The organism is uncultured Methanobrevibacter sp. (genome assembly GCF_937906425.1).
Taxonomy (GTDB): Archaea; Methanobacteriota; Methanobacteria; order Methanobacteriales; family Methanobacteriaceae; genus Methanobrevibacter.
Genome location: NZ_CALCYR010000125.1, coordinates 1 through 20945, shown reverse-complemented (window position 1 = coordinate 20945; position 20945 = coordinate 1). Strand labels below are relative to the sequence as shown.

The 20945-nt window shown below is 30.0% G+C and carries 19 protein-coding genes; 7 read left to right on the top strand and 12 right to left on the bottom strand.

Going from position 1 to position 20945, the window contains the following annotated elements; all coding sequences use genetic code 11:
• Nucleotides 1-141 precede the first annotated feature (141 nt).
• The 4 genes from Q0138_RS03510 (at nucleotide 142) to Q0138_RS03495 (ending at nucleotide 4879) form a co-directional block, all read left to right on the top strand.
• Complete coding sequence (locus tag Q0138_RS03510) at nucleotides 142-909, top strand: nitroreductase family protein (RefSeq protein WP_297980964.1); 768 nt, start codon at nucleotides 142-144, stop codon at nucleotides 907-909.
• A gap of 347 nt (nucleotides 910-1256) precedes the next feature.
• A complete protein-coding gene (locus Q0138_RS03505; protein ID WP_297980962.1) occupies nucleotides 1257-2273 on the top strand; it encodes a phosphorylating glyceraldehyde-3-phosphate dehydrogenase in 1017 nt (338 codons plus the stop codon).
• Nucleotides 2274-2491: 218 nt separating this feature from the next.
• Complete coding sequence (locus tag Q0138_RS03500; RefSeq protein ID WP_297980960.1) at nucleotides 2492-3328, top strand: TIM barrel protein; 837 nt, start codon at nucleotides 2492-2494, stop codon at nucleotides 3326-3328.
• 408 nt (nucleotides 3329-3736) lie between these two features.
• Nucleotides 3737-4879 carry an AAA family ATPase gene (locus Q0138_RS03495; protein WP_297980957.1) on the top strand — a complete coding sequence of 381 codons (1143 nt, stop codon included), beginning with the start codon at nucleotides 3737-3739 and terminating at the stop codon, nucleotides 4877-4879.
• Between the two features lie 124 nt (nucleotides 4880-5003).
• Here Q0138_RS03495 and hemA read toward each other — a convergent pair whose 3' ends face one another.
• The 9 genes from hemA to Q0138_RS03450 all read right to left on the bottom strand — a co-directional run bounded on the left by hemA (nucleotide 5004) and on the right by Q0138_RS03450 (nucleotide 14679).
• Nucleotides 5004-6215: a glutamyl-tRNA reductase gene (gene hemA / locus Q0138_RS03490; protein WP_297980956.1), complete on the bottom strand. Its 1212-nt coding sequence runs from the start codon at nucleotides 6213-6215 to the stop codon at nucleotides 5004-5006.
• Between the two features lie 149 nt (nucleotides 6216-6364).
• A complete protein-coding gene (locus Q0138_RS03485; protein WP_297980954.1) occupies nucleotides 6365-6985 on the bottom strand; it encodes a bifunctional precorrin-2 dehydrogenase/sirohydrochlorin ferrochelatase in 621 nt (206 codons plus the stop codon).
• A gap of 121 nt (nucleotides 6986-7106) precedes the next feature.
• Nucleotides 7107-7586 carry a methanogenesis marker 9 domain-containing protein gene (locus Q0138_RS03480; RefSeq protein ID WP_297980952.1) on the bottom strand — a complete coding sequence of 160 codons (480 nt, stop codon included), beginning with the start codon at nucleotides 7584-7586 and terminating at the stop codon, nucleotides 7107-7109.
• 523 nt (nucleotides 7587-8109) lie between these two features.
• Nucleotides 8110-9720 (bottom strand): methyl coenzyme M reductase system, component A2, encoded by a 1611-nt coding sequence (gene atwA, locus Q0138_RS03475; protein ID WP_297980950.1) that lies wholly within the window; start codon nucleotides 9718-9720, stop codon nucleotides 8110-8112.
• A 381-nt stretch (nucleotides 9721-10101) separates the two neighbouring features.
• Nucleotides 10102-10809: an MJ0144 family RNA dihydrouridine synthase-like protein gene (locus Q0138_RS03470; RefSeq protein ID WP_297980949.1), complete on the bottom strand. Its 708-nt coding sequence runs from the start codon at nucleotides 10807-10809 to the stop codon at nucleotides 10102-10104.
• A gap of 219 nt (nucleotides 10810-11028) precedes the next feature.
• On the bottom strand, nucleotides 11029-11790 hold the full coding sequence (locus Q0138_RS03465) for a GTP cyclohydrolase III (protein WP_297980948.1): 762 nt from the start codon (nucleotides 11788-11790) through the stop codon (nucleotides 11029-11031).
• Between the two features lie 354 nt (nucleotides 11791-12144).
• A complete protein-coding gene (gene cofD, locus Q0138_RS03460; RefSeq protein ID WP_297980946.1) occupies nucleotides 12145-13050 on the bottom strand; it encodes a 2-phospho-L-lactate transferase in 906 nt (301 codons plus the stop codon).
• Between the two features lie 171 nt (nucleotides 13051-13221).
• A complete protein-coding gene (locus tag Q0138_RS03455; RefSeq protein ID WP_297980945.1) occupies nucleotides 13222-13728 on the bottom strand; it encodes a hypothetical protein in 507 nt (168 codons plus the stop codon).
• Between the two features lie 177 nt (nucleotides 13729-13905).
• Nucleotides 13906-14679 (bottom strand): coenzyme F420-0:L-glutamate ligase, encoded by a 774-nt coding sequence (locus tag Q0138_RS03450; RefSeq protein WP_297980968.1) that lies wholly within the window; start codon nucleotides 14677-14679, stop codon nucleotides 13906-13908.
• Between the two features lie 289 nt (nucleotides 14680-14968).
• On the opposite strand from Q0138_RS03450, the gene Q0138_RS03445 reads away from it, so the two are divergent.
• The 3 genes from Q0138_RS03445 (at nucleotide 14969) to Q0138_RS03435 (ending at nucleotide 17030) form a co-directional block, all read left to right on the top strand.
• Nucleotides 14969-15808: a MotA/TolQ/ExbB proton channel family protein gene (locus tag Q0138_RS03445; RefSeq protein WP_297980944.1), complete on the top strand. Its 840-nt coding sequence runs from the start codon at nucleotides 14969-14971 to the stop codon at nucleotides 15806-15808.
• Nucleotides 15809-15942: 134 nt separating this feature from the next.
• Nucleotides 15943-16344 carry a biopolymer transporter ExbD gene (locus tag Q0138_RS03440; protein WP_297980943.1) on the top strand — a complete coding sequence of 134 codons (402 nt, stop codon included), beginning with the start codon at nucleotides 15943-15945 and terminating at the stop codon, nucleotides 16342-16344.
• A gap of 65 nt (nucleotides 16345-16409) precedes the next feature.
• Nucleotides 16410-17030: an IMP cyclohydrolase gene (locus tag Q0138_RS03435; protein ID WP_297980941.1), complete on the top strand. Its 621-nt coding sequence runs from the start codon at nucleotides 16410-16412 to the stop codon at nucleotides 17028-17030.
• A 205-nt stretch (nucleotides 17031-17235) separates the two neighbouring features.
• Here Q0138_RS03435 and rnhB read toward each other — a convergent pair whose 3' ends face one another.
• The 3 genes from rnhB to Q0138_RS03420 all read right to left on the bottom strand — a co-directional run bounded on the left by rnhB (nucleotide 17236) and on the right by Q0138_RS03420 (nucleotide 20529).
• Nucleotides 17236-17907 carry a ribonuclease HII gene (rnhB, locus tag Q0138_RS03430; protein ID WP_297980938.1) on the bottom strand — a complete coding sequence of 224 codons (672 nt, stop codon included), beginning with the start codon at nucleotides 17905-17907 and terminating at the stop codon, nucleotides 17236-17238.
• Nucleotides 17908-18249: 342 nt separating this feature from the next.
• On the bottom strand, nucleotides 18250-19320 hold the full coding sequence (locus Q0138_RS03425; RefSeq protein ID WP_297980936.1) for a rod shape-determining protein: 1071 nt from the start codon (nucleotides 19318-19320) through the stop codon (nucleotides 18250-18252).
• Nucleotides 19321-19731: 411 nt separating this feature from the next.
• Entirely contained in the window at nucleotides 19732-20529 is a 798-nt protein-coding gene (locus tag Q0138_RS03420; RefSeq protein WP_297980935.1) for a hypothetical protein, read from the bottom strand.
• Nucleotides 20530-20945: the final 416 nt, after the last annotated feature.

Sequence of the window (20945 nt, the reverse complement as noted above, 5' to 3'; positions counted from 1 at the left end):
TTATGATATTAGTATTTTTATGATTATTTTTCAGTATTTTCAAGTATTTTTTTAAATTTTTTACTCTTTTTCTATTTTAAGTTCAAATATTTTTTATATTATAAAATTAAAAATATTATTATAATTTTTTGGGGATTTATTATGGATTTTATCAAGGTGGATGATGAAAAGTGCATTGCTTGCTCATTATGTGTAAATGACTGTGTTAACTCTTATCTTTATTTGGAAAATGGAAAGGTTTGTACACATGATTCAGGCTGTATTGAATGTGGGCATTGTTTTGCAATTTGTCCAAATGGGGCCATAACTATGGCCAATTATGATTTTGATGATGAAAATGTTATATCAATGACTGAAATCGATGATGAAACTTTACTTAAGGCAATGAAAAGCAGAAGAACAATACGTAAGTTCAAGGATATGGAAGTTGAACAGGAAAAAATTGATAAAATCTTGGAGGCAGGCAGATACAGTCCAACAGGAGCCAATTCCCAAAAGGTTTCATATACAATTTTAGGCTCCAAACAAAATGAAGCTGAAAAGATTTGTGTAAACTTGTTTAGAAAGGGTAAAAAGTTCGGTTCTCCATTTATCGAATTTTTAAAAAGGATTGACATTGACGATCATTTCTTCTTTAAGGGAGCTCCTCTTGTTATTGTAGTTTCAAGCAAAAGCAATGTTGACGGAGGTCTTGCAAGTGCATATATGGAACTAATGGCTGAAAGCCTTGGTTTGGGAGTTCTTTACAGCGGATTTTTTGTGGCATGTACAAAATTAAGTAAAAAACTTAAAAATCTCTTGCAACTGGAAAAGGGACATGATGTTGTAACTTGCATGGTAATTGGATATCCTAATGTAAAATATCAGAGGATAGTTCCTCGTAAGGACTTAAATCTTAAAGTTTTATAATTTTAATCATTATTTTTTTATTTAAGCTATTTTTTCTTATTTAATTAAAAAATAATTATTTAATACTTATTTTTAAATAATTTATTTATTTTTTCTAATAAATTATTATATTTTTTTTAAATTGATTTTTTCTAATTTTTTCTTAAAAAATATTTTTTTTTAAAACATCTATTTTTTCTATTTTTTAAATTTAAACATCAAATTTTATATAGATTAAATTATAAATCTTTATTTATATCTTAAAAGTTTTTATAAACTTTTAGAATTTATAAACTATTTGATTTTTTAATTTATATGAATTAATTATTTTTTTAAATTCATATCAATTTTATTAAGGTTGTTTGAAAATGAAATCTGTAGCTATTAATGGATTTGGAACTATTGGTAAAAGAGTGGCTGATGCTGTTGCTGCTCAAGATGATATGAAAGTTATTGGTGTAAGTAAAACTAGACCAAACTTCGAAGCAAGAACTGCTGTGGAAGAAAAAGGTTATCCTTTATATATTGGAATTCCTGAAAGAGAAAACCTTTTTGCCGAAGCGGGAATTGAAATTGCAGGAACTGTTGAAGACATGGTTCAGGAAGCTGATATTGTAGTTGACTGTACTCCTGGAAACATTGGACCTCAAAACCTTGAAATGTATAAGAAGGCTGGTGTAAAGGCTATTTATCAAGGTGGAGAAGACCATGACTTAACTGGATTGTCCTTTAATTCATTCTCCAATTATGATGATTCATATGGTGCAGAATATACCAGAGTTGTATCCTGTAACACTACCGGTTTAACCCGTACATTACATACCCTCAATCCTTTAGTTGATATTAAAAAGGTTCGTGCTGTAATGGTTAGAAGAGGATCCGACCCTTCTGAAGTTAAAAAAGGTCCTATTAATGCAATTGTTCCTAACCCTCCAAAAGTACCTTCTCACCACGGTCCTGATGTAAAAACCGTAATGAAAGGTATTGATGTAACTACAATGGCTTTACTTGTTCCTACTACCTTGATGCACCAACACAACTTAATGGTTGAAATCGGTAATGAGGTAAGCAATGATGAAATTATTGACTTGCTTGAAAAACGTTCCAGAGTAATGGTTGTTGAAGCTGCTGAAGGTTTAGGTTCTACTGCTGAACTTATGGAATATGCTAAGGATTTAGGAAGAAGCAGAAATGATTTATATGAGATTCCAGTATGGAAAGAGTCCATTAATGTAGTGGACAATGAATTGTTCTACATGCAAGCTGTACATCAGGAATCTGATGTAGTTCCAGAAAATGTAGATGCTATTCGCGCTTTACTTGAAATGGAATCTGATAATGAAAAATCCATTGCTAAAACCAATAAGGCAATGGGAATTTTATAATTAATTAAATAAATCCTTTGATTTATTTATTTTTATTATTTTTTTCTTTTTTCTATTTTTATTCATTTTACTTCTTTTATTCTGTTTTTAATTTAATATTTAATAATTTTGATTGGTTTTAGTTGATTTGTTTGATTTTATTTTGATTTTATTGTTTTCTGTTGATTTCTTTGTTTAATTTTCATTATATTTATTATTTATTCGTTTAAGGTGTTTTTATGAAAGATAAGGTTATTTTTGGTCCGGCTGGAAAGCCAATAGACTTTAAGGGAAAGGCTTTTGAATCTCCTAACTATTTAGGTCCTTTGGGATTGTATGCATTTGAATACCAGTCAACCTATGGCGTTCGTATTGGAGAGTCCTCTGCAATTAAACTTAGGGAACTTGCAGAGAAAAATGGGGTTTTAATGTCAATGCATTGTCCTTATTACATTAATGTCTGTTCCAAGGAAGAGGAGAAGATAGACAGTTCCATTGAACGTTTGGTTCAGTCAGCTAAGGCGGGAGAGCTTATGGGTGCCTACAGGCTTGTTTTCCATCCTGGGTTTTATTCCAACAGAAAACCTGAACTTTGTATGGATTTGGCTAAAAAAACTTATGCAAGACTTCTTGAACGTTGTGAGGAAGAGGGAATTGAAAACTTTACCTTTGCTCCTGAAACCACTGGAAAACGTTCCCAATTAGGAAATCTTAATGAAATCATTGAAATGTGTGCAAGTTTTGATCATTTTGAACCTACAATTGATTTTGCCCATGTTCATGCAAGGGCCAGAGGTCTTTTAAATGAAAAGGAAGATTACAATTGCATATTTTCTAAATTGGAAGACAATTTAGACATTGACAGACTTCATTGTCATTTCACTACAATCGAATACACTTATGCAGGCGAGAGAAAACATCACACATTGGCTGAAAGTAATGAATACGGTCCTCACATAAAGGACCTTTTATTGAATCTGATTGAAAACGATTGGAAGGCCACCATTATTTGTGAAACTCCTTTGATAGATCAGGACGCTTTAAGAATGAAAAAGCTTTATGACTCCTTAATTTAATTTTAAGTCATTCCGGAGTTTTATTTTTCAATTATTATTTTGGCTTTTTTATTATTTTTTCTTAAATTTTCTCTTTTTTCATTTTATTTTTCAATTTTTATTTTTTATTTTTTATTTTGGCTATTTTTTTAATCTTTTTCTTAAATTTTTTTCTTTTTTCTCCTAATTTTTCAAGTATTTATAATTAATTGATAATATTTAAATAATTCAAATTATAAAGTTAAATATCCTATTGTAATAAATTGATTTTAATAATTTTTATTTAAATTATTTGTGTCATGATTATTGTTTTCAAATAATTTTTTTAATTTTTTATTTAAATTATTTGTGTCATGATTATTTTTTTTAAATCAATTTTAATAATTTAATTATTAAATTATTTACTGATTTAATTTATTTTGTCTTTATATGGAATGTGATAATTTGAAATCTGATAATAAGAGTTTAAAACTAAAGAAGTCTGAACTTTCAGTTAAAACTAATCTTGAAGATATTGATATGGATGCTCAATTTGTTGTACTTAAGGCTGAAGGGTATCCATTTAATTTTGGTTTATTGGAAGGGGCAGACATTGAAATTTCAAACATGCCTCTTTTTCAACAGTATGCCCTTGAACAATGGGGCGGAACTCTTGTAAAAAGTGGAGATTATCTATTTGATCAAAAAATCATTCCAGATTATGCATTCAAGGTCGTTACGGTTTATCCTGAAGAGTCTGTCATCACAGATAAGACTTCAATAATTATTGAAAGTGAGGAAAAAACCAAAAAGGAAAAGCTTGTTCGTGAAAACTCAGGTATTTTATTTGATGATGTTGTAGGTCAGGAAAATGCAAAAAAGAAAACAAAGCTTATTTCCAAATATCTTCAAGATCCTGAGAAATTCGGTGATTGGGCTCCAAAAAACGTTTTGTTTTATGGATTGCCTGGCACTGGAAAAACCATGATGGCAAAGGCTTTGGCAAATGAATTAAATGTTAAGCTCTTTTTAATCAAGGCAACCTCATTGATTGGAGACCATGTAGGGGATGCTGCAAATAAGATTCATGAATTGTTTTCCTTGGCTTCCAAATCTGCTCCTGCATTGATTTTCATTGATGAGATTGATGCAATCGCTCTTCATAGATCATATCAGTCCTTAAGGGGAGATGTTGCAGAGATTGTTAATTCCCTTCTTACAGAAATGGATGGAATTGATGCAAATGATGGTGTTGTAACTATTGCTGCAACTAATAATCCATCTTCAATTGATTTTGCAATCAGAAGTCGTTTTGAAGAGGAAATTGAATTTAAATTGCCAAATGATGAAGAAAGAAAAGAGATCATTGAACTAAACCTTAATACTTTCCCTATTGATTATGATTTGGATGTTGAAAAATTAGTTAAATTGTCTAAAAGAATGTCTGGAAGGGACATTAAGGAAAAAATGCTTAAGACAGCTCTTCATAATGCAATAATTAATGACAAGAAAATAGTGGATATGGATGATATTAGTTTTGCATTGGATTTAAATAAATATAAAAAAGAAGAAGTTAAGGGCATGTTTGAATAGTTTTTTACATCTGTTTTTTACTTTATTATTTTACTTTTTTTTATTTTATTTTATTTTAAACTATTTTTTTTAATTTTTATTCTTAATTATTATTTTATTTTTATTTTAAACTATTTTTTTTTAATTATTCCCTTTTAAAAATAGTTTCGCATAATTTAACAATGTCTTCTTCATTGTTTTGTGCGGATTTCTTTACATTTTCAGAAATGTCATAGAATATCTTATTGACAATTGATTTAGTCATCTTATCTATTGTTTTTATAGTCTTTGCATCTACATGGTTTAATTTAACTATTGCCTTTTGACTTTCACGTTGTCTTATTTCTTCCATAGATGCTCTTAAACTACCAAGTATTGGATTTATTTCAATTAAATTAAAGGATTCTTTAAGTAAATTAAACTCATCTTTGATTATATTTTCCGCCTCGATAACCTCATTTTCACGAAGCTTCTTATTTTTTTCTGCAACTCCTCTCAAGTCATCAATATTGAATAGGTTGATTCCCAATTCTCGAACGTCATCCTCGATGTCTCTAGGATTTGCAATGTCAATAATCATCATTTGTTCCGGAACATTATCATCAAAGACTTTTACAAGCCTTTTCTTATTGATGATTGGATGAGGTGATCCTGTTGAACTGATTACAAGTTCTGCATTTAATAGTTTTTCTTCCAACTTATCAAATAGAATTGCCTGTCCATCAAGTTCCTCTGCAAGTTGCACTGCCTTGTAATATGTTCTGTTTGCCACAAAAATAGCCTTAAGATTCTTTTCAGCCAATGCCTTTGCAACAAGGGTTCCCATCTTTCCGGCACCGATAACAAGAACTTCCTTGTTTTGAAGGTCTCCAAGATGCTCCTCTGCCAAGTCAACAGCTGCAGAACCTATGGAAACTGAACCTTGGTTGATTTTAGTTTTGTTTCGAACAACTTGTCCTACATGGATTGCCTTTGTAAAAATAGTATTTAATGTTTCACCGCAGTGACCTTCCTTTTCGCTCTTGTTTTTTGCATCCTTGATTTGTCCCAGTATTTGGTCCTCTCCAATGATCATTGATTCCAATCCGGAGGTCATTCTGAATAGGTGAAGTATTGCATCATCATTATATTCTGTGATGATATTGTCATTTGTGCAATTGAGAGGCTTTTTGTCGAAGGTGTCATATTTGTCTGTGTAAATGTAATATTCATATCTATTGCATGTATTGATTTCAATATACTCTCTAATGTCAAAAACGTTTTTAAATTCAATAAACAATTCTTTTAAGTCTTTTGAGACATTTTCCATTGTTTCTATGTCTGCAATTGTATAATCCACACGTATATTGATTATCAATTTAGCCTCTCCCATTTTTAATTTTTTATAATTAATTAAATTGATTTTTAGTTTTTTTAATAATTGATTTTAGATTATTATTGATTTTTTTTTAATAATTGATTTTGATTTTTTGATTTTTAATTAGAAAGATGAATTAATCAATTCTTTTAATCCATTTTGTCAATTAAGGATTCTGCAAGTTTTTTAGCTTCTTCAAGTTTTTCTTCTTTTAAAAGATCTTGAATCTCTTCATTTTCTTCAAGATTATATAGGAATTCCTTTCTTATTTTTTGATTTTCGGTTTTTTCCTTTAAAAGATTTCTGGCATGTTCCTGTAATTGAAGTTCAAGCAAGTCCTTTTTTGTAATGGTTTCCTGAATCTTCATTCTTAATTTTCTAGCCATTAAAGGACTTTTCCCATTTGTAAAAATAGATATTTCAATATCATCAATTAAAAAGCTTGTTGGAACAATGACATTTCCTTTTTCAGGTTTGTCTGCACGGTTCAATAATTTTCCTTCACTTATTGAAGCGATATATTCGCTTAATTCTTCATCTCCGCTTGCAAGAATTACAATATCGCTCCATTCAACCAATTCTTCAAGATTTTTTAAAGGTTTTAGGATAGCTCCTTTTTCAATTAATTCATTATTTATTTTATTTCCTGCTAAAATAACATTAGCGCCCTTATCAAGGAATCTGTTCGCTCTTCTTGTAGCAACTTCTCCAGTTCCTAAAATAAAAACATTTTTATTTTCCACTTCTAAAAATAGAGAAGTCAATCCCATAAAATTCCTCACATCTTTTGATTGTATAATTGAATTAATTTAATTTAATCTTAAGCTTTAATTGGCTTTTTAAAGCTTTACTTTATAATATTTAGTTGGATTGGTTTTTTAAAGCTTTAACTTAACTTTCAAGTTCTTTTAATTTAAGTACTTTTACAGCCATTCTTAAATCGTTATTGCATTCTCCAAGAACTTTTTCAGCTTCATCAACACTTATTCCAAAGGTTTCTGCAAGAGCGCCTGCTGCTTCTGAAGATTTTGGTGCATTTCCCGCACTTAATATTTCTTCTGACAATTGTTTTTTAAGTGTGAGATATTCGTCTTCGCTCATTCCTATTTGGTTTAATGTCATATCTCTTAAAGGACAAGGTTTTGATGTTTTACAACACCATACTAAAGATCCAAAACAAGTTCCAGGACCTTCTCCTAATCTGGTTTCTCTTGCAAATTTCTGTTTAATGTCTAAATATTCTTGAGGGGTAATTCCTATTTCCCTTAATGCATTCATGATAGGACAAGGTTTTACAGGAGGACAACAAAATGCTAATCCTCTCACATCTCCTCCCCTACAAATGTGTGACGGTGCATCATCCCATGCCATAATTATTCTCCTTAATTTATGATTTTATATAAATTTAAAAAATGTTTTAATAATTGATAATGTAATTAAAATATTAATACATATTAAGTTTAGTTTTTTATATTTATAAAATTTTTTAATTTAATAATGGAAATTTATTTCGAATTATTACTTTTTTTAAAAAATGGCTTTTTGAGTAATAAACATTGTTTTTATTGAGTTATAATATTATGGAAAAATAGTTTTTTTAAGTTATTTAATTAGTTAAAAATAGTTTTTTTTAATATTTAATTCGTTAAAAATAGTTTTTTTAAGTTAAAAATTTGTAAAAATAGTTAAATAAAAAAATAAAGAGCAAATTCTCTTTTTTTAATGAAAATTAGTTAAAATAAAAAATTTGTAAAAATTGTTAAATAAAAAAATAAAGAGTAAATTCTCTTTTTTAATAAAAAATTAGCAAAAATAAAAATAAAAAATAAAAATAAAAAATACAAAAAAATAAATATAAAAAATAAAAATAAAAAAGAAAAATAAGAAAAGAAGATTAATGGTCTTTAAGCATGTCTTCTTTTTCTTCTCCAGTTAATTCAGAAACGATTTCTTCAGGAGTTCCAGTTTTAAGGACCTTTCCTCCTCTCATTAAACTTGCCTCGTCACAAACGTCTAATACAAAGTCCATGTCGTGGGAAATGATTACGAATGTTTGGTCAAGTTCGTCTCTTGCTTTTAAGATGGAGTTTGTTACAATAATTCTTGTAACAGGATCCATTGTACCGGTTGGTTCGTCCAATACAATTATGTTAGGTTCCTTAATGAGAACTTGTGCAAGAGCCACTCTGTGTCTTTCCCCTCCACTTAACTCATCAGGCCATTTGGTCAGCATGCTCATAGCCTTGTCCTTTTCAAATCCTACAGTTTCAAGGATATGTGCAGCTTTGATTTTTGCAAATTCTGCAGGGAGATTTAAACTAATTGCATCAGTTAAATTTCCTAAAATGTCTCTGTGAGGATATAATGAATATTCTTGGTGTAATAAACCTAAGTATGGAGTTACACGTCCTCTGTTTAATGGACCTGCCTTTTTCATGTCAATCCATTCGTCACCTAACTTGATTTCAAGCTCTCCCGCACTTGGTTCAGTCAATCCAATCATCATCTTGGTCAATGTAGTTTTTCCTGATCCGCTGAGACCTACAATACCATAGATCTCTCCCTTGTTAATGGTTAGGCTTACTCCGTCTACAGCTTTAACCACACCTCTTTCAATGGAGTAGTAATGCTTTTTAATGTCTTGGATTTTAATTTCAGGTTCGTAGTGCTCTGTTCTTTCAACCTTGTCAGCTTGAGGGACAGTTTCAAGGAATTTTTCAACAACAAGACCAGGCTCTCCATTTTCAATGATTTCACCATTTTCCAACCAGATAACATTGTCTGCCAATTGGTTCATGACTTCTGGCCAGTGGGAGGTAATTACCATACTGATTCCCTCTTCCTTTACACCTTCAATCAAGGTTTGGTGAAGCTTTTCAGCAGTTTGAGGGTCTAAGGTTCCTGTTGGTTCGTCAGCTAAAAACAGCATTGGGTTTTTAGCCAATTGCCTTGCAAGAACTACTCTTTGTTTTTCTCCTCCACTTAAGTCACGAGCAATGTGAGTAACCCTGTGGCTCATTTGAACCATTTCTAATAAATCGATTGCATTATAGATGTTTTCATCTTCATATCTGCCTTCATCACCCATTGCATTCAATACGTTTTCAATTACGCTTTGTTCATCGTACAATGCAAAGTTTCTTTGAAGCATGATAGAGATTCTTCTTCTGATTGCTGCCTTTTCCAATCTGTCAGCATTCCAAAAGTCAATTTCCTTAGCTTTTAATTCTGCTCCACATTCATGGCATTTTTCACCAGCCTTTGAAGCAGGTTCAACATGCATGCATTTTTCATTTTCACAGATTGAAATGTTAAAGATAACTTCCCCGCTGTCTGGAGCATATTCTTTGGTACCTCTAAGCATGTTTATTAATACAGACTTTCCACTACCGCTTCTACCAAGAATCCCTAATGTAGAACCTTCATCAATAGTTAAGTTAATATCTTTTAGAACTTGTTCACCATTAAATGACTTATTAATATTTTTTAATGTTATGAAAGACATAAGTCCACCTTTTCTTATTTTTTAATGAATTATTTTTAGCATAATTTTTTCTTAAAAAAATTTTTTTATATTAATTTATATTTATAATTGATATTATTAATATAAATTTGGATTATTTTTTGCAATTTCATAAAAAAATGTAATTTTTTATTATCTTTTTTATAAATTTTTGGGGGCATATTTTTTAGCGGGATTTTAGTTAAATATTTTTTTAGGCGGTTTATTAGTATAATTTTTTCAAAAAGATTTTTATAGAATGATTATTTTATTGGAATTTAATGTTTTTCAGAATTAAATTTTTAAAGAATAATTTCTTTTAAAATCAGATGGGGAATGATTAATAAAAAGGAATTAAAATCTTTAGGATAAATTTGAAAAAAATTAAATCTGATTTAAATCAAAATCTAATTTTCCTTTTATTGCAGCTCTTGCTATTGAAAATCCTTGGGCTCCATGGTCCAGTATTTTTTGAGCCTGTGCAATTGAATTAACAGAATTGTTTCCAATAATGAAAATATTGGTTTGATTTGCTATATTTTCAATTAAATCAAAGTCCGCATCCCTTACTCCCAATTTCATAGCGTCAATGTGTAAATAGTCAACTCCACAACTTTCAGCCAATTTGGCAATTTTCAGATTGTCCACACCTTCGACATTGGCTCTCATTTTAAGTGAAACTTTAGATTCTGCCTTTTTAACGACTTCTTTTATATAGTCTTCCAAATCTGGACGTAAAAGCATGCTTTGTCCACATCCCGCTTGGACAAGTTCCTCCTGTCTGCAGTGGCAATTTATTTCAACAATGTCCAGTTTTCCTATTTTGCTTATTTCAACAATCGGATCCGGTGTGGTGGCCCTTAGGTTTGCAGAAACTGTGATGTTAAAATTGTCCTTGATTGCATTGACCTCATTTTCAATGACTGTGTAGATTTCATCAATTGGATAGTTAAATTCCTTTCTGCCTCTTGCAATGATCTTTTCACATGCTTCAATTGACTCTCTGTCTGTATTGTATCCTCCAATTGTAACTGTGTCAAATCCATAGGGGATTAATTTCATAGCAAATTCTGCATTGGTGATTCCGGCCATAGGGGCAAGTACTTTAATATTAACACATCCTTATATTGAAATTTTTAAAAAAAAGAGTAAATTAAAATAAAAATATAAAAAAAGTAAAATTTTGTAAAGAAAATAAAATTAAGTGAAAATAGCTTTTAATTATAAATGATTAATTTTTGATTGTTTTCTTATTAATTTTATTTAAAATCATTAATCAGTTATAATTAGTTTGTATGGATTCATTTTGTTTTAAAGTTCTTCTATTACATGAATCCATTTTTGATTATTTCCTTCACGAATGATTTCAAGTCCGATATCCGCCATGTATGCAGCGTCTTCCATATTGTCTGCTCTGCCGATACCGGCTTTTAAACCAATGCCTATTTCCTCATCGATTTCCTTAAGGATTTGGGTAATGTCATCTTCGCTTAATCCATTGCATGGGGACATGAAGTTGTCTCCGCCGATGAAGAATAATAATGCGCCTTTGTCTCTTAATTTGGTCATTAAGTAATGTTGTGCTTTATTTACCATAAAGCTTGTATCAAATGCAGATTCAATGTCTGTTAAGGTTTCTGTTACACTATTAATATCAATGTGTGCAGCCTGTACAAAACTGTCTTCTGGGTTTTCTATAATACTGTCAATTGCTAAAATTTCTTTTCTTCCAGATGACTGAGCTCCCCCTTCCTTTTGAAGAGCTATTGTAGCTAATTTTTGTGCTTCATGTGCAGTTTCAGCTGCTCCTACTCCCATACTTATGGTGATAGGGTATCTGTTTCTTATAGATCTTTGAATTCTCATATGGTCTTCTTCAGTTAATCCGTTGGTTACTGCTAGTAAGTTGTCAAATCTAGTAAAGAACACTAAACCTTTTTTAGCAGCTATTTGTCTTTGCACATCTGCAAATAATTCTGCTTGTAAAATTTGAAGGTCAGATTCAGTACGTGGTTTTGGAGTTACTGTCCAAGGACCATAATTATCAATTTGTATCAAAGTCATTTGTATCATATATTTTCACCTAATAATAAATACTTTTAGTTATAACTAAAATAATATTTAAACTTTAATATTTATTTGAGTATTTTTTTAAAAAATTGTATGATTTCTATACATTTTTTTGGTTTTGTCTTTTTATTTAGTTTTTTATTTTGGATTTGGTCCCAATATTTCAATATTCTTTAAAAAGACTTTCAATAAATTGTTTTTATTTGATAAAATAGTTTTTAATGTTTGAAATGTTCTTTTCAGTTTGTTTGTTAAAATAGTTTTTAATGTTTGAAATGTTCTTTTCAGTTTGTTTGTTAAAATAGTCTTTTTAGTTTATAATTCTGTTTTTTTCACTTTAAAATAAGTGGGAAATGATTATTCCATGTCCAATACCACTCTTGCAAGATTGATCTTGTCCTCAATTGTTTTCATAAACGTATTTGTTACAATCACTTTAGGGACTATCTCTTCTATTCTTTCCTTAAAACCCTCGTCCTGATTGTCTATGACTAACTTGTCTAAAAATGGCTTGTATAATTCTGCAACACCTATTGAGGATGTTTCATAACCGAATGCAGTCATGAATTTTCCGGCAGGGCCGCTGAATGCAGATTCTCCAATAAATGGTGAAACTGCTATAACCTCTTTTTCCTTCAATGCATCTTCAACGCCCTTAATTGAAGTTATTGGTCTAATTGAGGTGATTGGATTTGAAGGGCCTATGATAATCTTGTCGGACTTTTCAATTGTTTCAATAAGTTTAGGGCTTGGTTTAACATCACTGTATTGGACTTCCAGAACTTCTCCTTCCATTTGGTATCTGATTAGGAAGTCGTGAAACTCAAGTTCGCCAAATTCCTTGGTGATGATTTTTATTTCAGAGTCCTCATCACTCATTGGAATGATTTCAGCCTTCACTCCCAAGTTGTTCTTTTGGAATTCGACGATTTCAGTCAATGTGTGATCTTCAAGCATGATTGCCTTTTGGATTTCAATTGCTCTGTCCATGTCTCCAATGGTTAGAAGTTCTGTGGTTCCCATTTTGATTAGGTGCTCCCTTATATGGAATGTGTCTCCCTTAATACCATACCAGAATTCCTCATCAATCATGTCTGCAAAGGTATACATTACAGTGTCGATGTCTGCTGAAATGTAGCCTCCAGAGAAGTAATCGTTTTCCACAGTGTTTACAATCACGGATATTTCATCTTCAGGATAAATTTCCTTTATTCCTTGAATCAATTTTGGAGTTCCGGTTCCTCCGGAAAGTATAGTTATCATTTTTAAAACCCTTTAGTTTTTAGTATAAATATTATTTGTGTCTTATTTTTAAATTTGCTTTTTAGATTATTTTTCAAATAAGTAAAAAAATTCTTATTTTATAAAAATTAAAACTAGTTGACTTTATTAAAATGTCTCCTTTAGCATAAAAATTAAAACTTGTTGACTTTATTAAAATGTCTCCATAAGATTTTCCCCACATTTTGGACATGGTATCTTTGTGGAAATGACTAGAGACATTTCATTTTTACAATTTGGACATGAATTGTTTTCAAGAATTTCTCTTCTGGCTTTATAAAAAGTATTTTTAAAATCAAAGAACACTATTTTAGTGTTTTTACCATATTTATTTTCTTTATTCAGATATCTTATCAATATTTTTTCAATTTCCTCTTGGCTAAATAAGCTGTTATCCTCTGGAACATAGGTTTTGATTAATTCATTGCAATGGGGGCAATAATTTTCATAAAGAAAACCTGATATTAATGCTTTTGTCATCTTGTCTGAGTTTTCCTTATTTAGACTTTCTTCAATTATCTTCAGATTGTCCAATCCCTCATTAAGGATTTCATCTAAATCATCTTCTTTGTTTTCATCCTTTCCATCCAGATAAAAGATCAAATCCTTGTCTGTAAATGAAAAATCGCAATTTTCGCATTGGTAAAGAATTCTAACCATTATATCCCAAATTCTTGATTATTATTAATTTTTAAAATTTCATTAAATTCTTGAAAATTTATTTAATTTTTTAAAGTTCATTAAGCTTCTTGAAAACTTATTTAATTTTTTAAAGTTCATTAAATTTTTGAAAATTTATTTAATTTTTTAAAGTTCATTAAGTTTCTTGAAAAGCTTTTAATTTCTAAATACATCAAATTCCTTTGGTCTAAGTAGTGGTTTGATTCCGGTTTCAGTGTCTCTAAGGGTCTTGAATGCTTCAAAGCCTCTGATTAGAACTACTGGAATTCCCTCATTTGCCTGTCCCATAAGTAAGGATGCTGCAGCTGCAAGCTCATCTGCGGTAGCTACTTCTGTGGTTTCAAGAGGTCTTCCGTATAGGTCTTTCTCTCCAACCCTTACCCAAAGGGGATTAATGCCTGAACAGCCTATTGCAGTTCCGATTGCACCTACTCTAAATGCTCTTCCTTGAGTGTCTGTAATGATTACTGCGATTTCCTTTTCACTAATCTTTTCAAGGTATTCTCTAATTTCCTTTGCGGATTCATCTGGATTTACAGGCATTGGGGTAGCTAAGCCATCTTCAACATTGGATTCATCTATGCCTGAGTTTGCACAGACAAAACCATGTTTTGTTTCGGTTACTATGAAATTAGGTCCAACTGCAACAGTTTCCTTTGATTGATTGAGAATAATTTCTACAAGTTTAGGGTCTTTTTTAGATTTTTCAGCTATTTCTATAGCTTCCTCTGATGGAACAACTTCATCTAATTTGATTATGTTTCCTTCTGCTTTTGATATAAGGGTCTCTGCAATAAGGATTATGTCTCCATCTTCAAGAGGGATATCCTCTTCTTTTAAGTCCTCTTCTATAATTTTTGCTATATTGTCTCCCTTTTTTACCAAAGGTATTTCTTTTAGTCCAAATAATTCTAAAGTCATGTTTAAAATTTTATCCATGAAAATATAAAAAACTATTGTTAATTGTGAATCGTTTTCTTTTTTCTCTTTAAAATTCAGTTTTGACTTTTTATGGAAATTTTATTGGGGGTTGTGGATTGTTTTCTTTTTTCTCTTTAAAATTTAGTTTTGACCTTATATAATTATATATTAAAAATAATAAAATTATAATTATATTGTAAATTTATTTAATAATTCATTAATTTATTTAATAATTCATTGAATAAAAATCCTATGGGATTTGAATTTTTTAAAAGTTATTTAACTTAAAGAGGATATTATGATTATAGAAATGCTAACTAATGGATTTGATATGATCATGGAGATGTTGCAAAGTGGTGGGGTTATCACCTATATAATCCTTTTGCTTGGTATCTATGGTTTTTTAATCTCTATAAGGAAGGTATTCTATCTTAGGAAAATTAGTAAGATTGATGCAACAGAGATTATGGGGACCATTACCTCATCCATGGAACAGGGCGGAGCTATTGAGGCTTTAAAGAATATCAGCCACTATAAAAACCCTGTTTCAAGAATCATGTCTGAAGCATTAAAAATTGGATATAAGAACAAGACTGAAGTAGAGGAAAGTATGGAGCAGATTTTCATTGTTGAAATGAGTAAAATGACAAATGGAATCAGTACTTTAAAGACTATTATTGAACTTGCTCCATTTTTAGGTTTAATCGGTACTGTATTAGGTATTTGGATGACATTTAAGACTTTAGGTGTAAATCCAGATGCTGCTGCAATGGCAGAAGGTATCTATATTGCACTTATTACTACCATTACTGGTTTGGCTGTAGCTATTGTTCTCATGCCTTTATACACTTACATTAAAGGTTTGATTGATTCAGAGATGGATAAGATTGAATTGGCTACTAAAATGACAAACTGGAGTTATGCTGTTATTAAGATAAGGGTTTATGAAAAATTACCTTGTGTAATTGAAGCTCTTCAGGAAGCAGAAGGTATTGTTAGTGTAAAAGAGATAAATGACCCTTATTCCAATATTCAGATTTCTTTTAAACCAAGTATGCTTGAAAAAAGTATAAGTAATATTATTTTAGAAAAATGTGATGTAAAATCTGAGATTACTGAGAGTAAGCTTAGGCAATAGTTTTAATTTGTCTGGGATTGCGAGAGTAAGCTTAGGCAATAGTTTTAATTTCCGGGGTTATTTATTTAATCCCATTATTTATAATTAATATTTCTTTAAATTTATACGAACTTTATTTTTATAAGGTGTGTAAAATGGCAATAGACATTAAACGTCATAAGGAAAAAATGAATGATGAGCCTGAAATTAAGTTGGTTCCTTTTATTGATATCTTATTTACTTTACTCATCTTTTTGGTTGTAACAAGTACTTTCGGTGCGGCTGCTGTTGATGATAGCAATGGTTCAGGCACTGGAAAACCTAATGTGACTGATACAACCGGAGATGCTGAATATTATTTGATTCCTGTTGCAGGATTGCAGAAGGTTATTGTAGATGGGGTGGATATGTCTTCTGAAATAAGAGGAAACGCAATTGGTGTTCATGCACGTGTTCTTGACCAGGGGGATGTGCAGATTAAAACGAGTGAACATGCAATATATATTAAGGCTCCTTCTGGAATGAGTCCTCAAGAGGCTGTACATAGTCCAGAGTAATATATATTGATAATGCTTTTTAATTTGTAATCTTTTATTAAGAATTGATATATTGGAGATATAAAATGTATTTAGGAAGAATTATTTCAGCTGGTAAAACAGAAGAGGGAAAACCTTATGTGTCTTATAGGGTTTCAAGCAGATCTTTTCCAAATAGGCAAGTAAAAGTTCTTGAAGATGAGGCTGCAATTATTCCAAAGGAAGGTTTTGAAAAGGATATTTTTAAAAATACCTATATTGCATATAACTGTTTAAAAATAGTTGATGATATGGCTATTATTTCAAATGGTTCTCAAACAGATCCTATTGCAGATAAGATAGCTCTTGGAATGAATATTAGGGATGCTTTGGCATATTCATTAATTACAATGGATTATGAAAAGGATGATTATAATACTCCAAGAATTGCTGCAGTTGTAAAGGCTGGAGATGAATTTGAAGCATATATGGGTATTGTAACCGATAGTAAGGTATTGGTTAGAAAAATAGATGGGGATAATGGAGAATTTATTTCTACTTATGAGAAAAACACTCCTGAAGATGTGGTTTATGCTGCAGAAAACCCTGATGATGCTTGTAAATATATTTTTGATGAAGGCGTATTTGCAGAATTTGAACATCCTGTCTGTTCAGTAGCAGCTATTTTTGATGAAAAATGGAATATTTCTGGATTAAATCCAGAATAATCCTTTATTTTTTTTATTCTTTTTTATTTTTGTGTTTTTTAGTTTTTTATTCTTTTTTTATTGTTATTTTATTTTTAAGTGTTTTTTTTAGTTTTTTTTATTCTTATTTTAGTTTTTTTCTAGTTTTTCTTTTTTTAAGTGTTTATTGACTTTTTTTGATTGAATATTTATGGATTTTCTTTAGGATTTCTTTTTAAAAAAACAATTACATTAATTTTTGTTGGGTTCTTTCCTCTTCTTCCGCTTCTTTTATTCTTTGAACAGTTCCCCAACTTCTTCTAACGAATTCCGGCATTTCATCGTAAGTGAATTTTGTTAGGAATTTTTTTGTTTTTGGATCACTTGGATAACCTGAACCGATTCCTTCCTCATCACCAGTTGATTTAATGTATTCCTTATTGATTTCTTCAATGATTTCATCTCTTCTGGTCTTTGCAAGAATGGATGCTGCTCCAACTACCAAGTAAGTGTCATCTGCCTTATGTTCTGCAATGACTTCAGTTTTTCCTCCAACAAATGCCTGTACCTCTTCCTGAAGTCTTCCTTCCTTGATGTCAAGGGAATCTATGATGATTTTATCTGCTTTTAATCTGCTTGTAATCTCAAGCATTGCATTTTTTTCTATCTGATTTAAGTTTACTCCGCTTGCTCTTAAATTGTCAATTTCCCTTGCACTTATTTCAATAAGTTCATAATCAAACATTTTTGTAAGTTTTCTGTATAAAACACTTCTTCGGTTTGGAGTGATTCTTTTGGAATCCTTCACTCCCATACGTTCTATAATCTTTTCTTTTTTTGCCGGAATTACAATACCTGCAATAACCATTGGGCCAAGTACAGGACCTCTTCCCGCTTCATCCAATCCTAAAATATCCATAATATTAAATCCTTAAATTGCATTTGTTTTAAAATATCTTTTTTAAATTTTTTATTTTTTATTTTTTAATTTTTAATAGTTTATTTTTTTTAAAAATTATTTTCTAATCTATTTTGTGTAATTAAGTTTATAAAAAATTTATTTTTTTTATTTATTGGAGATTGAATTAAAAATTAAAAAATTATTTAATTCATTGAGTTCTGAATTAAAAAATTTATAAAAAAGAGTAATTGGTGTTTAAAAATAGTTTTGTATGGTATTTGTTTAAAAAGGAATATTATGGGTTGTATTTAAAAATACAAGCCATAGTATTGTTCTTAAAAAACGCTATAAATTTTAATTTTATTTCATAGCTTTTAAACGAACTTCCGGTTCTAAAGCTAATGGTTCAGCAGCAACGATTGCAGTTCCTTTTGCAACTACAGTCATTGGATCGTCTGAGATTTTAATTGGGATTTCAGATTCATCAAATAATCTTTCTTTTAATCCTCTTAATCTGGAGCTTCCGCCAACTGCTACAGTATTGGTATATATTCCCATCATTAATTCTGCAGGTAATCTTTCGAGGATAAGGTTTAATCCGCCGATTACTTCTTTAATGATTGGTTCTACTGCATCAGCAACTAACATTGAGTCAATAACAACTTTTTTAGGTCTGTTAGTTTCTAATGATTTACCGATTACTTCATAGCTTAAGTTTTCAAACTCTTCACTGCAGTGAATCATACCAACTTCGATTTTTGCAGCTTCTGCATCGTGAATACTTATTGCAACATTGTATTTTTCTGCAACCAATTCAACGATTCTATTGTCAACGTCGTCTCCACCAACTCTTACGGTTTCGATATCGTTAATTCCTCCAAGGGAAATAACAACTAAATCTGTAGAACCTGCACCGATGTCAATAACCATGGTTCCGTTAGGTTCAGCAATAGGTAATCCTGCACCGATAGCTGCAGCTAATCCTTCACTGATTACAAGGACATATTCTGCACCAGCTTTTCTACCGATTTCTTCAGCTGCATTTTTCTCTACTTCAGAAGAGTCTCCAGGAATTCCAATAACAATTCTTCCCACAGTTTCTCCTTCGTTAATACCAATTTCCATTGCTCTGATAAGTAAAGCTTGTGCCTGTGCAATGTTTTCAATTACACCTTTCTTAAGAGGTCTTACTGCAATAATGTCTTCAGGAGTTCTTCCTAACATTTTTTTTGCTTCTTCACCAACTGCAAGTACAGCAGATGGATCATCTCTTTTGACAGCTACAACAGAAGGGATTTGGTATAAGTCAAATTTATCTCCTGATGGTTTTGCAATTACTGTATTTAAGGTACCTAAATCAATACCTAAACTATTTTTAACGACTCTGGTTGGTTCAATTTCCATAGCGTCTTCATTTCCGAAAATACTCAACGTTATTCCTCCATAATTAAAATAATATTTAAATTCACTTTACAAATTATTCAATAAAATTTATAATAATCTATAATAATTATATATTTATTATTTTTCTTAATAATAAGTTTTTGTATATTTTTATTTTTTTAAGCTTTTTGAGAGCTTTTTTGAAAATTAAAATAATTTTTTTCATTGGGATTTTAATAATTGGAAAATGGATTTAAAAAAAGGGTAAAAGTTTTAAAAAAATTATTTAAAATTCATTAAAGTTTTTATTAAAATGAGTGTTTTTGGTGTTTGTTTTAGGTTTATTTTTTTAGGATTTTTTTTTAAAGGGGGTGTTTTTGGTGTTTGTTTTAGGTTTATTTTTTTTAGATTTTTTTAAAATGAGTAATTTGGTGTTAAATTAAGTGATGTTTTGTATAATTAGATTAAAGTAATTTTATCTTTTTCTTTTTTCTCTTCGTTATCTTCAGATTCTTCTTTTTTAGAATTTTCTTTATCGGATTCTTCTTTAGAATCTTCTTTATTGTCCTTATCCTTATTTTCTTTATTTTCTTTATTTTCTTCCTTATTTTCTGTCTTGTTTTGTTCCTTGTCTTGAATGGTTGATTTTAAATCAATGCCAAATAAGTTATTTTCCTGACTGATTTCTTTAATTCTATCAATATTCTTCTCGTCTTCAACAGAAATAAGCAATGTGGATAGGACAACTTCGCTTGTGTCTAAAATAGGATTAACTGTATTTTTTATGAATTTTGGGAGACTTATACCGGATTTTAATTGTGCATTAATGAATCCTGTTGTATGGTCCTCTAAAATTATCTTGATTCTGATTTCATTCTTGTTCAGTTTTCCAACAAATTTCTTCATGTAATCTTCAGTACCTACAACAACAAGCAAGTTAGGTTCGCGCTTAAGATAGGTTGAAGTGATTTCAAGAGATGCTCCTCCCTCTTCACGGGTGTGGTTACTTAATTCACTTATTTTTAGAGCTTCTCCATTTAAAAGAATGCAATCAAACATTTTTGCGGTATATCTTGAATCGACTGATATGGTTTCTCTAAATATGATTTGCGCACGATCCTTGGATGTGATTGCATTATATGCAATGTCATCAAGGAGTCTGTCATTTCCTGCTATGACACACCATACCTTTTCATTTTTTTCCTTTGAAGAGATTTGCGCTGCCCTTCTAAGGATTTTTATTCTGTCTTCAATCATATACTCACTCACAAACAATTAAATTCTTAATTGCATAAACTATTTTGGAAAATTAAATAATCTTATTTTAAAAAATTAGAAAAACAATTTTAGATTTATTTTACTAATTCAACATATTATAGTATATGTTTTATTAGAATATATAATTTTGTTTTATTTTTTTATTTTTTTCTTCTTTATCTCCTGCTAATTGCTTAAACGGTTATTGTCTTTTTTTAACATTTGCATTATTTTTATTTATAAATGTAGTGGTAATAATTTTTGTAAAAATAGATTAATCTTAAATATATTAAATTATATAATTTAATTAATAGCAATAATTTTTCAATTTTATTTAATAATTTTAACTTGATTAAATTTTTTATTCATTTTGAATTTTCATATTTTTTTTAAAAAAGACATTTATTTTGAATTTT

Bases quoted from the DNA above. Each gene is read 5' to 3' on its own strand.
- Q0138_RS03510 (WP_297980964.1), top strand. From the start codon at position 142: ATGGATTTTATCAAGGTGGATGATGAAAAGTGCATTGCTTGCTCATTA.
- Q0138_RS03505 (WP_297980962.1), top strand. From the start codon at position 1,257: ATGAAATCTGTAGCTATTAATGGATTTGGAACTATTGGTAAAAGAGTG.
- Q0138_RS03500 (WP_297980960.1), top strand. From the start codon at position 2,492: ATGAAAGATAAGGTTATTTTTGGTCCGGCTGGAAAGCCAATAGACTTT.
- Q0138_RS03495 (WP_297980957.1), top strand. From the start codon at position 3,737: ATGGAATGTGATAATTTGAAATCTGATAATAAGAGTTTAAAACTAAAG.
- Q0138_RS03485 (WP_297980954.1), bottom strand. From the start codon at position 6,985: ATGGGATTGACTTCTCTATTTTTAGAAGTGGAAAATAAAAATGTTTTT.
- Q0138_RS03480 (WP_297980952.1), bottom strand. From the start codon at position 7,586: ATGGCATGGGATGATGCACCGTCACACATTTGTAGGGGAGGAGATGTG.
- atwA (WP_297980950.1), bottom strand. From the start codon at position 9,720: ATGTCTTTCATAACATTAAAAAATATTAATAAGTCATTTAATGGTGAA.
- Q0138_RS03470 (WP_297980949.1), bottom strand. From the start codon at position 10,809: ATGGCCGGAATCACCAATGCAGAATTTGCTATGAAATTAATCCCCTAT.
- Q0138_RS03465 (WP_297980948.1), bottom strand. From the start codon at position 11,790: ATGATACAAATGACTTTGATACAAATTGATAATTATGGTCCTTGGACA.
- cofD (WP_297980946.1), bottom strand. From the start codon at position 13,050: ATGATAACTATACTTTCCGGAGGAACCGGAACTCCAAAATTGATTCAA.
- Q0138_RS03455 (WP_297980945.1), bottom strand. From the start codon at position 13,728: ATGGTTAGAATTCTTTACCAATGCGAAAATTGCGATTTTTCATTTACA.
- Q0138_RS03445 (WP_297980944.1), top strand. From the start codon at position 14,969: ATGATTATAGAAATGCTAACTAATGGATTTGATATGATCATGGAGATG.
- Q0138_RS03440 (WP_297980943.1), top strand. From the start codon at position 15,943: ATGGCAATAGACATTAAACGTCATAAGGAAAAAATGAATGATGAGCCT.
- Q0138_RS03435 (WP_297980941.1), top strand. From the start codon at position 16,410: ATGTATTTAGGAAGAATTATTTCAGCTGGTAAAACAGAAGAGGGAAAA.
- rnhB (WP_297980938.1), bottom strand. From the start codon at position 17,907: ATGGATATTTTAGGATTGGATGAAGCGGGAAGAGGTCCTGTACTTGGC.
- Q0138_RS03420 (WP_297980935.1), bottom strand. From the start codon at position 20,529: ATGATTGAAGACAGAATAAAAATCCTTAGAAGGGCAGCGCAAATCTCT.